This window comes from Pseudomonas anguilliseptica, from assembly GCF_900105355.1.
GTDB classification, from domain to species: Bacteria; Pseudomonadota; Gammaproteobacteria; order Pseudomonadales; family Pseudomonadaceae; genus Aquipseudomonas; species Aquipseudomonas anguilliseptica.
Genome location: NZ_FNSC01000001.1, coordinates 813612 through 829649 on the forward strand (window position 1 = coordinate 813612; position 16038 = coordinate 829649).

At 60.9% G+C, this 16038-nt stretch carries 13 protein-coding genes; 5 read left to right on the top strand and 8 right to left on the bottom strand.

Going from position 1 to position 16038, the window contains the following annotated elements; all coding sequences use genetic code 11:
* Positions 1–53: 53 nt before the first annotated feature.
* The 5 genes from BLW24_RS03895 to BLW24_RS03915 form a co-directional block, all read right to left on the bottom strand.
* Positions 54–1433: a PepSY-associated TM helix domain-containing protein gene (locus BLW24_RS03895; protein WP_090376954.1), complete on the bottom strand. Its 1380-nt coding sequence runs from the start codon at positions 1431–1433 to the stop codon at positions 54–56.
* A 46-nt stretch (positions 1434–1479) separates the two neighbouring features.
* A complete protein-coding gene (locus BLW24_RS03900) occupies positions 1480–2763 on the bottom strand; it encodes a hypothetical protein (RefSeq protein ID WP_244161078.1) in 1284 nt (427 codons plus the stop codon).
* A 217-nt stretch (positions 2764–2980) separates the two neighbouring features.
* The gene (locus BLW24_RS03905; RefSeq protein WP_090376957.1) at positions 2981–5026 is read right to left on the bottom strand and encodes a TonB-dependent receptor family protein; all 2046 of its coding nucleotides are present in this window, start codon (positions 5024–5026) and stop codon (positions 2981–2983) included.
* A 265-nt stretch (positions 5027–5291) separates the two neighbouring features.
* Entirely contained in the window at positions 5292–5678 is a 387-nt protein-coding gene (locus BLW24_RS03910; protein ID WP_090376960.1) for a DUF2946 domain-containing protein, read from the bottom strand.
* An 82-nt stretch (positions 5679–5760) separates the two neighbouring features.
* Positions 5761–6678, bottom strand: a complete 918-nt coding sequence (locus BLW24_RS03915) for a LysR family transcriptional regulator (protein ID WP_090376963.1) — start codon at positions 6676–6678, stop codon at positions 5761–5763.
* Between the two features lie 103 nt (positions 6679–6781).
* Here BLW24_RS03915 and BLW24_RS03920 point away from each other — a divergent pair, with 103 nt between their 5' ends.
* The 3 genes from BLW24_RS03920 (at position 6782) to BLW24_RS03930 (ending at position 8600) form a co-directional block, all read left to right on the top strand.
* Positions 6782–7075, top strand: coding sequence for a putative quinol monooxygenase (locus BLW24_RS03920; RefSeq protein ID WP_090376966.1), 294 nt, complete (start codon positions 6782–6784; stop codon positions 7073–7075).
* Between the two features lie 10 nt (positions 7076–7085).
* Complete coding sequence (locus tag BLW24_RS03925; protein ID WP_090376968.1) at positions 7086–8102, top strand: zinc-binding alcohol dehydrogenase family protein; 1017 nt, start codon at positions 7086–7088, stop codon at positions 8100–8102.
* 153 nt (positions 8103–8255) lie between these two features.
* On the top strand, positions 8256–8600 hold the full coding sequence (locus BLW24_RS03930) for a hypothetical protein (RefSeq protein WP_090376970.1): 345 nt from the start codon (positions 8256–8258) through the stop codon (positions 8598–8600).
* Positions 8601–8730: 130 nt separating this feature from the next.
* Here BLW24_RS03930 and BLW24_RS03935 read toward each other — a convergent pair whose 3' ends face one another.
* A complete protein-coding gene (locus tag BLW24_RS03935; RefSeq protein ID WP_090375425.1) occupies positions 8731–9711 on the bottom strand; it encodes an IS5 family transposase in 981 nt (326 codons plus the stop codon).
* On the opposite strand from BLW24_RS03935, the gene BLW24_RS03940 reads away from it, so the two are divergent.
* Positions 9653–11335 carry a PAS domain S-box protein gene (locus BLW24_RS03940; RefSeq protein WP_167360319.1) on the top strand — a complete coding sequence of 561 codons (1683 nt, stop codon included), beginning with the start codon at positions 9653–9655 and terminating at the stop codon, positions 11333–11335. The genes BLW24_RS03935 and BLW24_RS03940 overlap by 59 nt on opposite strands.
* Positions 11336–11404: 69 nt before the next feature.
* The gene (locus tag BLW24_RS03945) at positions 11405–11584 is read left to right on the top strand and encodes a hypothetical protein (RefSeq protein WP_090376976.1); all 180 of its coding nucleotides are present in this window, start codon (positions 11405–11407) and stop codon (positions 11582–11584) included.
* A gap of 2 nt (positions 11585–11586) precedes the next feature.
* Here BLW24_RS03945 and BLW24_RS03950 read toward each other — a convergent pair whose 3' ends face one another.
* Positions 11587–12771, bottom strand: coding sequence for a multidrug effflux MFS transporter (locus tag BLW24_RS03950; protein WP_090376979.1), 1185 nt, complete (start codon positions 12769–12771; stop codon positions 11587–11589).
* Positions 12772–12898: 127 nt separating this feature from the next.
* On the bottom strand, positions 12899–16027 hold the full coding sequence (locus BLW24_RS03955; protein ID WP_090376980.1) for an efflux RND transporter permease subunit: 3129 nt from the start codon (positions 16025–16027) through the stop codon (positions 12899–12901).
* Between the last annotated feature and the right edge of the window lie 11 nt (positions 16028–16038).

Sequence of the window (16038 nt, forward strand, 5' to 3'; positions counted from 1 at the left end):
GATGTTGTAACGCGAAGCCCTAGCGCGGGCCAAGCCCGCGCCGGTTATTCCAGTCAGCCGTTGGCCAAGCGTTGCTTAGGCAGGCGCGAGAGCAGCAGCCAGTCCAACGCCCAGATCAGCAGCAGGGATGCCCCCACCAGCGGAAAGGCCGCGCCGAGCAGGCCCATGATCACCATCGCGGTCTTCCAGCGTGGCAGGTCGTGGCGCAGCGGTGCTACGCCGAGCTTGCCGCTCGGCCGGCGTTGCCACCACATGATCAGGCCGCTGACCGCGCTCAGCAGCACCAGCAGGCAGACCGCGAGCATCAGCAACTGGTTGGCCAGGCCGAACAGCTTGCCTTCATGCAGCATCACCCCGGTTTCCACGGTTTTCGCCACCACGCCGTAATCCTTCCAGCGCACATCGGCGAGCACCGCGCCGCTGTACTGATCGATATGCAAGGTGGCGTCGTTACGCGGGTCGTCGGCGAACAGCGCGATGCTGTACACCCCGGTTTCACCTTGCGGCAGGGTGATGCTGTAACCCGGCTGTACGCCGCGCTCAGCAGCGGTATCGACTACGTACTGCAGCAGGTTGGCCGGGGCGGCGGGCGCCAGGGCAGTGGCATGGCAGTTATGCGCGGCGTGTGGATCGGAAGCCGGCAGCGGCGTGGTTTCCACCGCCCAGGCGACAGTCTGCTGACTGCTGCTGTTGAGGCTGCCGGTGAGCTTGCCGGACTGCGGCACGTCGTCCCACATCGCCGCCGGGAAGTGATTCCAGGCGCCGGCAAACTGCGCACCCCAGAAGCCAGTCCAGGTCATGCCGGTGAGCAGCATAAACAGCAACAGCAGCGAGCCCCAGAAGCCAGTCACCGCATGCAGGTCACGCCATAAAAGTCGCCCACGGGCACTCAGCCTTGGCCACAGCACGCCCGCACCGGAACGCCCGCGCGGCCACCACAGGTAGAGGCCAGAGACCACCAGCACGATGCCCCAACCAGCGGCCAACTCGATCAGCCGATCGCCCAGAGTCCCGACCATCAGATCACCATGCAGCTGACGGGCGATGGCCTGCAGGTTGAGCTGCGCATCCTGGCTGCCGAGAATCCTGGCGCTGTAGGGGTCAACAAATACATTGAGGCCCCGGCCATCAGCCTCCAGCACAAACTGCGCACTGCGCTCGGCGTTCAGCGGCGGCAGGTACTGGCTGATGCTCGCCTTTGGATACGCTTGACGCACCAACGCCAGCTGCTGATCCGCCGAGATCGCCTGTTCGGCAGGCGTGACCTGCTGCAGTTCGGCATACATCAGCTGGTCAAGTTGTGGCTTGAACAGGTAGATGATGCCGGTGACCGAGAGCAGGATCAGAAACGGAATCACAAACAGCCCGGCATAGAAATGCCAGCGCCAGGCCAGGTTGTAGAACGAGATGTTCGACGTAGTCGGCTTCTGCATATTCAGCTCCAGGTATGACCATAAAGAGTGATGGATCGGCAGCGGTTCATCGGCGCTGCCCGCGGCGCAGCAGACTCAGCCCCACCAGCGCCAACAGCACATGAGCCAGCGCAACGATGCCCAGTAGCAGGTGCTTGTAGCCATTGCCAAGGCCTGCGAGAAACTCCCACTTGTGCAGGTAGGCAAAGGTCCAGCCTTCGCTGCGGTCTGCATCCTGCACGCGGCTGGCCAGTGCACCGTCCAACGGGTCGATAAACAGCGCGGTGTTGTGCGCATCGGCATAGCTGGCCTTGAACACCGGCAGGCGTTTGAAGACGAAGCCGTATTCATGGTCGAAGCGGTGCTGCAGCGTGAGCGCCTGCGCCTCACCCAACCCCAGGGCCTTGGCGTAATGATCGAGGCGCTGTTGAGCATACCGACGCGGGGTGTCATGGCCCAGCTCACGGCCCTGAGTATCGAGGTAATGCAGGCTGGGCATGCTGGTGAACTGCTGCCCCTGGGCGCGCCAGATCGGCTTGCCGTCGAGCTCAAGCAGGCTGAGCATGTACAGCTCTTCACCGGCCAGCAGCCAGTCGGCCGCCGGTGCCTTGTCCAACTCGGCCACACTAAAGCTCGGCACAAAGGGCGCCGGCCAGGGCTGCGCAACCTGCTTGTGCAACAGATGCCAGGCACCGCTGCTGGCAAAGCTCAGCGTCGCTAAGGCCAGGCCCAGCCCCCACCAGCCATGCAGGCGCCGATTGAAGCTACGGGCACCTCGGCGGGCGATAAAAAATGGCCGGGAGCCATTTTTAACGTCGCTCAGCGACGGCCCGCAGGGTCGCCGCCATGGATGGCGGGCGATAAACAGCGCCATACCGAACAGCGTCGCCGAGACAATCGAGGCCAGCAGCACCAGCATCAGCACCGGCCGCAACGGCCCGGCCGCATCCAGCCAGCGAAAGCTGTGCAGCGTCTGGAAGAACACGCTGAACCAGGCCCTGCGCTCATCCACCAGGGTGCCGAGGCGGTCATGGAACAGATCGACATACAGGCGTAACTGGTCATCACGCTGAGTGTCGACCCGCGCCGCCGGCAGCAGGCGGTTGATAAAGGCGTATTCGCTGGTAAAGCGCTCGATGCTGCCGGCATAGGCCAGCGGCTCGTCGCGGCCCAGGTAGTGCCGCGCCAGGCTTTCGGCATGGGCAGCGGCCAGCTCGACTGCCTGACCACTGCGTGCATGCCAGTAACGCGGCTGCAGTTCGCCAGCCAGACGCACCTGGTAATAAGGCTCACCGGCCAGCACCAGCAGGCGCAAGCCCTGCACCTGGGCAACACCAGCCGCGCCGAGCACCTGCGCAGGTTATCCAGCGGCAACACCTGCTGTGGTGTGGCCATGGTCTGCGGACGCGGCTGCAGGTAACCCATCAGCGGGTGCAGCATGCCGCTGCCGGCCCAGCTGAACACCCCCAGGCAGGCCAGTAGCGCCAGGCGCTTGTGCCACGGCATAAGCCGTAGCAGGCGCTGGCGCCAGGTCAGGCGTGGCAGTTCTTGCGGTTGCAGTGCTGCAGTCAAAGCTTCCACTCCAGGCCGACATACAGGCTGCGACCGTCGCCGGGCATAAACAGCGCGGCATCCTGGCCACGGGCATTGGCCACAACGCCGGTGGTAGCGATATAGGTCTTGTCCGAAAGGTTGCGCCCTTCGACGAAGAAGCCCAGGCCTTCACGTGGACGATAACCGCCCTTCAGCCCCCAGATCGCATAGGCCTCGGCATACAGCGACTCGGCATGGTCGGCGGCGTAGTGCACCGGCACCCACTCGACTGTCGGGCCGGCGTACCAGCCATTGCGCTGCCACAATGCCTCACCCTTGAGGAACTGGCTCGGCACGCCGGCAATGCGGTTGTTGCCATAGGCCGGGTCGTTGTCGAAGCGGAAGTCATTGAGCAAGTACTGACCGCGCAATACCACTTCACCCAGCTGCCAGGCACCACCGAATTCAATGCCCTGATGCACGGTGCGGTCGGCGTTGGTGGTGATCACCTGAGTCGGGGCCAGCGGGTTGACGTAGCCCAGCAGCTCGTCGCGGATCTCGCTGCGGTAAACCGCCAGGTCCAGGTCCAGATTGCCCTGGGTGAAGCGCATACCCGCCTCCAGGGTGGTGGCCTTCTGCGCCTCGTTTTCGGTGACGATGGAGCCCCCGGTCAGCTCGCTGAAAGTCGGCGGCTCGTAGCTCTGGCTGAGGTTGGTAAACAGCTGCACACCGTCGGACAGATCATGGCGCAGGCCGATACGGCCAATCCGGGCACTGTAGCTACGGTTGAATGACGAATCCTGGAAGCCAGTCGGCATGCCGACGAAGTTGAAGCTGCTTTTCAGCTTGTCATCGATGTCGCGCTCGCTGTGCAGCCAGGTCAGACCACCGATCAGCGCCCAGTCTTCAGCCAGCGGTACTTCCAGCTCGGTAAAGGCATTCAGGCTGCGCGCGGTCTGTACCTGGCGGTCCATCTGATTGCCGCGCTTGCCTAGCACGTTGACATGGTTTTCCGTGTGGTTGCGGCCCTGCAGCGCCTCCACCCCGCCACTCCAGCGCCAGCCATCGCTGTTCTGCCACTTGTGAGTCAGGCGTACACCGAGGTCCTCACTATCAACTTCCAGCACCTGGAAGATCGGGTGCCACAGCGATTTCTCGCTGTAAAAACTCGACAGCTCCAGGCTGTGTCCACCGTCCAGCGGCAGGGTGGTGATATTGCCGATGCGGTTGAGGGTGAAATCGCGCTTGTTATCGCCGGTTACTGTGCTCAGCGCGGCCTGCTCAGGGTTACGCCGCAGCTGCGCCTTGGTCAGGCTGCCGGGGATTTCCGAATCGGTTTCCACATGGCTGATATAAAAGCGGGTCGACAAGCGCTCATTGATCCGTCCGCCGATATTGGCGAAATAGCGCTGACTTTCCTGGCGGGCGTGATCGCGGAAACCGTCCTGGGCGTAATCGGAGATACTCAGGTAGGCATCCCAGTCGCCAAAGTCTTCAGCCACTGCGCCGAAGATGCGCTGGTAGTCGAAACTGCCGGCCTCGGCGCGCAGCTGCACCTTGGGTGCGGTCTTGCCGGTGGGCGTGAGAAAGTTGATCGCCCCGCCTAGGTTGGCGGCGCCATAGCGCCAGGCATTGGCGCCGCGCATGACCTCGATATGGTCCAGGGCGATCGGTTCGATGCTCTGGAAGTCGCCACTGCCATCAGCCAGGTTCAGCGGTGCGCCGTCCTGCATCAGCAGGATGCCACGCTGGTGAAAGGTGCGCTGCAGGCCCGAGCCACGGATCGACAGACGCGACTCCTCGGCGCCGGAGCGTGACTGGATATACACGCCCGTGGCCTGGCCCAGGGCATCCTGCGGCGAGCTGGCGCGGCCGGTTTTGTAGGTTTCAGCATCGACCACACTGGCACCACCGGGAATCCGCGCAAACTCGGCGCGCTTCTCGGCAATTGTCGGCGCAGTGGTATCGCCCTGCTGCTTACCGACGATGGTGCTGTCTTCCAGTTTGAGCTGTTCGGCATAGGCGGAACTGGCCAGGCTGATGCTAACGGCCAGCAGGCTGAATACGGATATCTGACGCATGGACCTCCCCAACTTCGGCCTATCGGGTGCCGCCTGAGAACCTGCTGAAAGTCTGCTGCGCGTCGGCCCTGCTGCGTTAAAAACAGACTCGGAATGCTCATGTACAACTCGTACACTCCGCTTCCTCGCCTGTTTTGCCTTGCAGGACTCTAGCTCGCGAGACTTTAAACAGGTTCTGACTCAGGTTTAGGGCACCGATAAGCGCGGTTTTTATCTGGCTTCAAGTGATACGCGCGGCAGCAAAGGCTGCCGCAGCAACAGCGACTCAAGCCAGAACAGGGGATGCGCGGGGATTGGCCGAGGGCCAGAGGTAGCGAACGGGGCGCGGGGTGAAGAAGAACGTCAGCAGGGGCGCGCGACTGGGGGCCAGCAAGCCCAGCAGACCGAAGAACGCCGCCAGGATGATCGCGCTGAAGGTGGAACTCAGGGAACAGCCGGAGCCCGTCGCCGGGTTGGGCGCCACTACACCGGAACCATCCAGATCCGCGCCGGCGCCGAAGTTGCCCTCAAAGGAGCAGTACTGGCTGCCCAGCCCGCTGAGCTGCAGGCCGGCCATCTGACCGTGACCAATACTGCAGGCGAACGTACTGAACAGAACGCTGAAATACAGCATCCAGGCCAGCAGGCGACGGTCAGTACGGGTCATTTTCATGGGGCGCGACTCTAGCATTGCTCCGGGGCGCATGTGACATAGCCGCACTGCGATGGATTGCCGCAGCGCGCTGGCGGCAATCTTAGTTCGGCCAGGGTCCCTGCGCCAACAACTCCTCGCAGCGAATTTGCACGAACTCTCGCAGCAAGAGCACCGGTTTACTCAGCTGCGCCCGGTGCGCGCAGATCAGGTTGAGTGGCGTCGGCTCGCCGCGCAGTTCAGGCAACAACACCTGTAGCCGACCTGCACGCACATCGCCGGCCACATCCAGCCAGGATTTGTAGACCAGCCCGGCACCACTGACCGCCCAGCGCCGCACCACATCGGCATCGTCACTGACCCGGTCGCCTTTGACGCTGATGCCCTGCTCGCGCTTGCCGTCGCTGAAGCGCCAGCGATCATGCAGCCGCCCACCGAGCATATAGAGCAGACAGTTGTGCTCGGCCAGTTCATCCACTGATTGCGGCGCTCCATGCCGCTGCAGGTACTGCGGTGCAGCGCATAACACGCGCCGATTCAGCGCGGCCACGGGTAAGGCAACCAGACTGGAATCCTCCGGTGCGCCATAGCGCAGGGCAATGTCCACCGGCTCGCGGAACAGATCGGCCACGCGATCACCGAGCAGCAGACGCAGCTGCACCTGCGGGTGCGCCTGCTGAAATTCATCCAGCCAGGGCAGTAAGGTGTTGCGACCGAAATCCGACGGCGCAGACAGCTGCAACGGCCCGCTGATGCCAACCTTGCTGCCAGCCAGTTGCTGCCGGCCGTCATCCAGGCTCTGCAGGGCCAGGCGCGCATGGCCGAGAAACAGCTCGCCCTCGGGCGTCAGCCGCAGGCTGCGGGTGGAGCGGCTGAACAGGCGCGCTTCCAGCTGCTGCTCCAGTCGTTTGAGCGCGGCGCTGGCCACTGCAGGGGAAATATCCAGGCGCCGCGCAGCGGCCGAGAGATTGCCCAGATCAGCGGTGGTGACAAACAACTGCAGGTCATCGAAACGCAGCATGGCGGCTCATTATCAAAAAAGTATTGAAAGAGACTCTAGTAGCCGCCGGTTTTTCTCGTCAATCAAATAACCGAGCATGGCAGCACTTGAACCGGAGTCCGCCATGACCACGCCATTGACGTTGATTGCCACCATCACTGCCCTCCCCGGCCATGCCGAGGCGGTTGAAGCCGGTCTGCGCCAGCTGGTGCCGCCCAGCCAGGCCGAAGCCGGTTGCCTGCAATACAACCTCCACCGCCATCAGGAGCTGCCCAACCGCTTCATCATGGTTGAGCAGTGGCAGGACGCTGCCGCCCTCAGCGCGCACCAGCAAACCGCTCATTTTCTGCACTTTGGCGAAACCTGCGGCAACCTGCTGGAACAGGTCGATCATCAACTGATGCAACGCATTCTTTAAGGAGCTCGTTATGAAAGCTGTCGCCTATTACCAATCGCTGCCCGCCGACCACGCTGACGCTTTGCAGGATGTCGAACTGCCGGCGCCAACGCCCGGTCCGCGCGATCTGCTGGTCGAGGTCAAGGCCATTTCGGTCAACCCGGTGGACACCAAGATCCGCCGCAACGTCGCCCCAGCCGATGGCGCCGCCAAGGTGCTCGGTTGGGATGCCAGCGGTATCGTCAAAGCAGTGGGCAGCGAAGTCAGCCTGTTCCAGCCCGGCGACCGGGTGTATTACGCCGGGGCGATCAACCGTGCCGGGGCCAACAGCGAACTGCATGTGGTGGATGAACGCATCGTCGGGCATATGCCCAAGAGCCTGCCGTTTGCCGAAGCAGCCGCCCTGCCGCTGACCGCGATCACCGCCTGGGAATTACTGTTCGAGCGTTTGCAGGTCACCCAGGGCAACGCCGATCAGGGCCAGAGCCTGTTGATCGTCGGCGCTGCAGGCGGCGTCGGTTCGATTCTGGTGCAGCTGGCCCGTCAACTCACTGGCCTGACGGTGATCGGCACCGCCTCCCGTCCGGAAACCCAAGCATGGGTCCGCGAACTGGGCGCACACCATGTGATCGACCATCGCCAGCCGCTGAGTGAGGAGCTGCAACGTATCGGTATCGATCAGGTCACTCACGTCGCCAGCCTGACCCAGACCGACCAGCACTTCGCCCAACTGGTCGAAGCCCTGGCCCCGCAAGGCCGTCTGGCGCTGATCGATGACCCTGAGCAGCCACTGGACATCATGCAGCTCAAGCGCAAAAGCCTGTCGCTGCACTGGGAGCGGATGTTTAGCCGCTCGCTGTTCGAGACCGCCGACATGATCGAACAGCATCGCCTGCTGGGTCGGGTCGCTGAACTGGTGGATGCCGGCACCCTGCGCACCACCCTGGGTGAGCATTTCGGCAGCATCAACGCCGCCAACCTGCGCCGCGCCCATGCGCTGCTGGGAAGCGGTACAGCCAGAGGCAAGATCGTTTTAGAGGGTTTCTAAGAGAAGTCTGGCCCGCACTGCCTGCGGGCCAGACCATTTTTCACTACTCGCCTACGCCCTGATTATTGCCGTCTAAACTCTAGCTATGACGTATTGCTGTGAAGTTGCGAGCAGTTCATCCATTTTCGACCTAGCTAACCTTGGCGGTAAGAGATGCGACCTGATCTTCAAGCCCCATTGCGACTAGCGGGCGTATATCTTCTATTCAGCGTCATATGGGTTATCAGCAGCGATTACCTGTTCCACGGGCATACTGAGGACACCTCGCTGCTGGCAGAACTGCATCTAGTCGAAGTTTTACTCTTTGTTTTGCTCAGTGCGGGCTTAGTATTCTTAGTCAGCTATCGGGACCGGCAGGCACAACGCAGCTTGCTAGATGAGATCACCCAGAACAGCCGACTGCTACAACAAACCCAACGCAATGCTGCACTCGGCAGCTGGGAATACCGCAACGGTTTCCACTTAAGTGAAGAAGCCCTTAAGGATGGTCTGAAGTAGCCATGTATTTCTGGCTGACTTCAGCCCCCGCCGATTTTGAAAGCGGCAAATCGATCAAAAACGATCAGATTACCCATTCATTTCTGTGTTTTTAGCCGCCGCGAGTAGCTCGCGGCAGCCATTTCCCGCATTACAGGCGCACCTCTCCTGCATTGGTCAGTAAATGTCGGCGTGCCATCCACAGGTTCGACAGCGCGAACAGCGTCACCAGTTGCGCCGTGTTCTTGGCCAAGCCACGGAAGCGTGTCTTTACATAACTGAACTGACGCTTGATCACCCGGAACGGGTGCTCAACCTTGGCGCGCACCTGGGCCTTGGCCTTCTCGATCTTGCGTTTGGCTTTGTACAGCGGGCTGCTCTTACCCAGCTTCTTATAGGTGCTGCGGCGGGCAGCAACCTGCCAGATCACCTCGCGCCCATCATGTTCGGGGCGCTTTTCGACGCCGGTATAACCCGCATCGGCGCACACCACGTTTTCCTCGCCGTGCAGCAACTTGTCGACCTGAGTGACATCCGCCACGTTGGCCGCCGTGCCTACCACGCTGTGTACCAGCCCCGACTCGTCATCCACGCCAATGTGCGCCTTCATGCCGAAGTAGTATTGGTTGCCCTTCTTGGCCTGGTGCATCTCTGGGTCGCGTTTGCCGTCCTTGTTCTTGGTCGAACTCGGCGCATTGATCAGCGTGGCATCGACGATGGTGCCTTGGCGCAACGACAGGCCACGGTCGCCAAGATAGCCATTGATGACGGCCAGGATGCCGGCAGCCAACTCATGTTTCTCCAGCAGACGACGGAAGTTGAGGATGGTGGTTTCGTCGGGGATACGTTCCAGACTCAGCCCGGCGAACTGCCGCAGGATAGTGGTCTCGTACAGCGCTTCTTCCATCGCCGGGTCGCTGTAGCCGAACCAGTTCTGCATCAGGTGCACACGTAGCATCGCCATCAGCGGATAGGCCGGCCGACCGCCTTCACCCTTGGGGTAATACGGTTCGATCAGTGCGATCAAACCCTTCCACGGCACCACCCGATCCATCTCGATCAGGAACAACTCTTTGCGGGTCTGCTTGCGTTTGCCGGCGTACTCGGCATCGGCGAAGGTCATTTGCTTCATCGGAAAACTCGGCGGGTGGCGTCCGGGCATTTTGCCAAAATCAGGAAGTCTTATTCAGGATTTCCTTAACCTCTTTGGCCGTGATCACGACAGTCAACACTGCAACCTTGAGCAGCTGCTCAGCTGGTTACACCCCGCTGAGCGAGACTCCGTACAACGCGGCCTACAAGCTCTTCTCGCGGCCAGCACGCCGCTGGTGATCAGCGCACGCCTATTGCAACCACAACAACAGAAAGCCGTATGGCTGATGCTGCGCGGGGAAGTCGGCGAGAACGACGAAGTACTCGGCACCGTGCAAAACATCAGCCCACAAAAACGTGACGAAAGTGCGCTGCGCGAGAGCGAGCAGCGTTTTCGCCAACTGTTCGAGCAAACCCCACGAATTGCAGTACAGGGCTATGACCGCGAGCGGCGAGTCATTTATTGGAATCACGCCAGCACTCTGCTCTATGGTTATGCCGTGAATGAAGCGATGGGACGCCGTCTTGAAGAATTAATCGTCCCCCCAGAAGCACGCAATAAAGTGGCCAACGCAATCAATCTGTGGCAGCTCGGCGGCCCACCTGCCCCGCCAGCGGAGGTGCAGTTACAACGAAAAGATGGCAGTTTGGTCTGGGTATTCTCCAGCCATCTAATGCTACGCAACAGCCTCGACCAAACCGAACTGTATTGCGTCGACATCGACCTCACCACACAGAAGAAATTCGACAATGAGTTGCAAGCCAGCGAGCGGCGTTACCGTTCGTTGGTCGAGCACCTTGGTGATGCCATCTTCATCACGGATGCGAACAACCAACTGAGCTTTCTCAACCCCGCCTGGGAGACAATCAGCGGCTACACCATAAGTGACAGCCTAGGCAGCCCACTGCAACGCTTCATGCCAGACCTCGGCCAAACCCCGCTGCACCAGCGCCTAGAAGAACTGCGCGATGGCGCACTGGAAAGTCTGCGGGTGGAATGTCAGCTGCTCACTAGCAGTGGCCAAGCCCGCCGGGTTGAGCTGCAGCTTAATCAAAGCCAACCCGACCAAAGCATTCACGGCAGCTTGCACGACATGCATGAGCGCCATCTCTCCCAACAGCTACAAAAGGCACGCAATGCGGTACTTGATAAACTGCTGGGCGTGCACCCGCTGAGCGATATTCTGGGCGATATCAGTCATCGCCTAGAAAGCCTGCAACCGCAGATGAAGGTGTCGATTATGCTGCTCAATGAACATCAGCAGTTACACATCGGCGCAGCACCGAGCCTAGCTGAAACGTACACCCAGGCCATTGACGGGGTTCAAGCCGCCCTAGAGGTCGGCTCATGCGGGCATGCCGCAGTCAGTGGTGAGTTGGTGATCGTCGAAAACATCAGCCTTCACCCTTACTGGCGTGATTACAAAGCTATCGCTCTAGCAGTAGACCTACACGCTTGCTGGTCACTACCCTTCAAGAATGAAAACGGCCAGGTACTGGGTACCTTCGGCATCTATTACCCGCAGCCAACCCGGCCAAGCGCTGCCGATATCGCCCTGGTGACCGAATTCACCCGACTTGCAGGGTTGGCCGTGCAGTTCAGAGCCAATCCCACCACAGCCGAAATGTGCGAATCAGACCAACGGTACGCCAGCCATGATTGATTTGTTACAGGTCAATGAAAGTTCATATTGAGCGACTAGACTGGCCTTTCTTGCATAGGAGGCTCGTCGATGAACATCATGGTCCAACCGGTAAAAACAGCCGCAGGTCCGGGCTGGCAAGTAAACTTTGGTAAGCAGAGCGTGACCTTCCGCAGTGAACGCGAGGCCCGCCAGTTTGTCAGCACCCTGCAAGCGCGCCTGAACGCGCCGCATAGGCTGCCTTTCGAGCAGCAGCGCGCGGCAAGTTAAGCCTATGCGCGAATCGCGCCGCGCTCGACCCACCGGGTAAACAGAGAAAAACTCACGGCCAGCCCCCCGCAGGCGAAGATCACCACGGCAATCGGCCAGGCACTGCCGTCATGCAGTACACCCACCATGGCGGCGGCACTGGCAGCGATAACAAATTGCAGGCTACCCAACAGCGCCGAGGCACTGCCGGCATGGCTACCCTGCCCGGCCATGGCGCAAGCCGAGGCGTTGGGCAGAAGAATGCCCAGACTGGCAATGCAGCCGAACAGAGGAATCAGCAGCGGCCACAAGGCCTGCGGCTTGGCCAGTGCCACCAGCAGCAACGCCAGGCCACAAGCCAGGTAGAACCACACGGTCTTGCCCAGCCAGTATGCCGGGCCGTGTCGCGCCACCAGCCAGGCATTCAGCTGCGCCACCAGAATAAAGCCCAGGGCATTGCTGCCGAACAGCCATCCGTAATGCTCGGCGGGTATGCCATACAGCTCGATAAACACGAACGGTGAGCCGGCGATATAGGCAAACATTCCGGCAATCGCACAACCACCGGTCAACGCATAACCGAGAAACGGCAGGTCAGTAAACAGCCGCTTGTACTCCCCCAACGCGCCGCGCAAAGGCGCATGCGGCGCATCTTTGGCCAGGGTTTCCGGCAGCCACCGGGCCACCGCCAGCAGACAGACAAAGCTGAACAGCGTCAGGCAGACAAAAATCGACGGCCAGCCCAGCGTGCTGAGCAGCAACCCACCGCCCAGTGGCGCGAGAATCGGCGCCAGGCCCATCACCAGCATCAACTGGGAAAACACCTTGGCCGAGCTGACTGGGTCACACAGGTCACGCACCACCGCCCGCGAAATCACCATCCCGGCGCAGCCGCCCAGAGCCTGCACAAAGCGCGCAGCAATCAGCCATTCCAGGCTCGGCGCCAGGGCGCAGGCCAGCGACGCCAGGCTGAACAGCATGACCCCGAGCAACAGCGGTTTGCGCCGGCCAAAACGGTCGGCCAGCGGACCATATGCCAGCTGACCAATAGCCAGGCCGGCAAAGTAGACGGCCAACGACAGCTGCACGTGCTCCACATCGGTGGAGAACGCGCGCGCCAGGGTTGGGAAGCTCGGCAGATAGAAATCGATGGCCAAAGGGCCAAAGGCGCTTAACGCGCCAAGAATCAACAGAAGACGTAACGGCATGGGTGTCCAGAAATGTAATAACCGAGGAGCCGCCGTGGCCCGGATCAACCCCGGACTACAGCGGACTGACAAACCGCTCCCGGCGTGCATCCGGGCTACGGTTTGCCGCTCACCAGCGGGCTGCTAGTCAGACCGGCGTATCGGCCTTTTTCCGACCTTTGCCGATTTTCTCTGCCAGCGACTCCACCAACAGATAGAACATCGGGATCAGGAAGATCGCCAGGAAAGTTGCCGCCAGCATGCCGCCGAGCACCCCGGTGCCAATCGAGTGACGGCTAGCCGAACCTGCGCCAGCACTGGTGACTAACGGCATGACGCCTAGAACGAAGGCCAGCGAGGTCATGATGATCGGGCGGAAGCGCAGGCGCGAAGCCTCCAGTGCCGATTCGAAGATGCTCATGCCCTGCTGTCTGCACAGCACGGCGAACTCGACAATCAGAATAGCGTTCTTCGCCGCCAAACCGATCAGGGTAACCAGGCCAACCTGGAAGTACAGATCGTTTTCGATGCCGCGCAGCCACACCGCGACAATCGCGCCGAACACCGCAAACGGCACGGCGGTAACCACCGCCAACGGTAGGGTCCAACGCTCGTACTGCGCAGCCAGAATCAGGAACACCAGAATCAGGCCAAAGATAAAGGCACTGCTGCCCGAGCCCTGCGACGCCACTTCCTGGTAGGCCGAACCTGTCCAGCCGATGCTGTAGTCACTGCCCAATACCTCGCTGGCCACTTCCTGCACAGCCGCCAGGGCCTGACCCGAACTGTAGCCAGGTGCCGGTCCGCCGAGAATTTTCGCTGAGGGGTAGACATTAAAGCGTGCGTAGGTATCCGGGCCGAGGATGCGCTTGACCTTGACCAAGCTCGACAGTGGGATCAGCTCACCGCTGGCCGAGCGTACATAGACCTGGGACAGGTCTTCCGGCTTACTGCGAAACTCCGCCTCGGCCTGCAGGCTGACTTGGAAGGTACGGCCATACAGGCTGAAATCGTTGACGTAGTAGCTGCCAAAGGTAGCCTGCATGGCGGTGAACACATCATTCACCGACACCCCCAGGGCCTGGGCCTTGGTGCGGTCGAGATCGATAAAGTACTGCGGCACGTTGGCGCTGAAGGTGCTCTGTACCCCACCCAACTCCGGACGCTTGTTTGCCGCCGCGAGAAAGGCCGCAACCTTACCCGCCAACTGCTCGGTGGTACCCCCACTGCGGTCCTGGATATAGCCCTCAAAGCCACCGGTGGTGCTCATTCCAGTGATCGGTGGCGGATTGAAGCTAAGTACCACGCCATCTTTCTGTGTTGCACCCATGCCCATAAATTCACGCGTCAGGTTGCGTGCATCCAACTCGGGCGTGGTTCGCTCGCTCCAGTCTTTCAGCGGCACGAACGACACCCCGGCACTGCTACGGGTACCAGAAGACAAAATGTCGTAACCGGCGAAGGTCACCACGTCTTTCACCGCAGGGTGCGCCATCAACTGCTGGGTCACGTCACCGGTCAGTTTTTCGGTGCGGGTCAGCGAGGCGGCTGGCGGTAGGAAGTAGGCGTTAAGCACATAACCTTGGTCTTCATTGGGCACCAGGGAGCTGGGCACGCGGTTGAACAGCACCACGGTCAAGGCAATCATCAGGCCGAACAGCGCCAAGCCCACCAGAGAACGCTTGAGGAAGAAGCGTACGCCGGCGGTATAGCCATTAGTCAGTTTGTCGAATATCCGATTGAATGCACGGAACGGCGCAGCAGGCTCGTGCTGACCAGGCTTGAGCAGCAAGGCGCAGAGCGCCGGACTCAGGGTCAGGGCGACCAGGCTGGAAATCACCACCGACACGGCGATGGTGATGGCGAACTGTTTGTACATTTCCCCGGCCAGACCGCCAAGGAAACCTACCGGAATAAACACCGCGCAGAGCACCAGGCTGGTGGCGATGATCGGCCCGGTTACTTCCTCCATGGCTTTGATCGACGCCTCACGCGGGCCAAGCTTGTCTTTGCTCATTGAGCGCTCGACGTTTTCGATCACTACAATGGCGTCGTCCACCACGATGCCGATGGCCAACACCATGCCGAACAGGGTCAGTAGGTTGATCGAAAAGCCAAGCATGTACATGCCGGTGAAAGTACCAACCAGCGAAACCGGAATGGCCAGCACGGGAATCAGGGTGGCGCGCCAGTTCTGTAGGAAGATAAACACCACAAGCACCACCAGTACCAGGGCTTCGAAGAAGGTGTGGATCACCTCAGTAATCGATACCTGGACGAATTTGGTGGTGTCGTACGGCACTTTGTAGGTCATGCCGCTGGGGAAGTTCTGCGACAGCCGCTCCAGCGTCTTGCTCACCGCCTCCGCAGTGTCCAGAGCGTTCGCGCCGGGCTGCAGGTACACGCCGAAGGCGGCGTTCTGCTGACCGTTGAGCGAGGTCATCAGCGAGTAGTCTTGGGCACCCAACTCGATCCGCGCGACATCCTTGAGCAGCAGGCTGGCGCCGGTGTCGTCGGTGCGCAGGATGACGTTTTCGAATTCTTTCGGGTCGGTGAAACGGCCCTGAGTGGTTACCGTGTAGGTGAAGTCCTGCTCCTGCTTGAGCGGCTGCTGACCAAAGCTGCCGGCGGCAAACTGCGAGTTCTGCTCACGGATCGAATTGACCACATCGGTCGGTGTCAGGTTGAACTGCGCCAGCTTGTCGGGCCGCAGCCAGATGCGCATGGAGTAGTCCTTGGAGCCGAACTGGCTGACATCGCCCACACCTGGCAGGCGCTTGAGTTCGTCGATGACGTTGATCAATGCATAGTTGCTGATATACACCGGATCGCGCGAACCATCCGGCGAATACAGCGTCACGATCTGCAGAATATCGGACGACTTCTTCTGTACCTTGACGCCCTGCCGGCGCACTTCTTCAGGCAACTTGGCCAGCGCGGCCTGCACGCGGTTGTTGACGTCGATGGTGGCTTGATCTGGGTCGGTGCCGACCTCGAAGTACACCGACAAACTCATGACGTTACCGCCCGAGTTGGACTGCTGGTAGATCATCCCCTGCACGCCATTGATCGACTGCTCCAAGGGCGCGGCCACCGTTTCGGCAATCACCTGAGCGCTGGCACCGGCATAACTGGCGCTGACCGATACTTGCGGCGGCAGGATCTGCGGGTACTGAGCGATCGGCAACGAGCGCATGGCCATCAGGCCCGCCAGCACAATGACAATAGAGATGACCGTGGCAAACACCGGGCGGTCGATAAAGAAGCGTGATATCACCGGGAACGCTC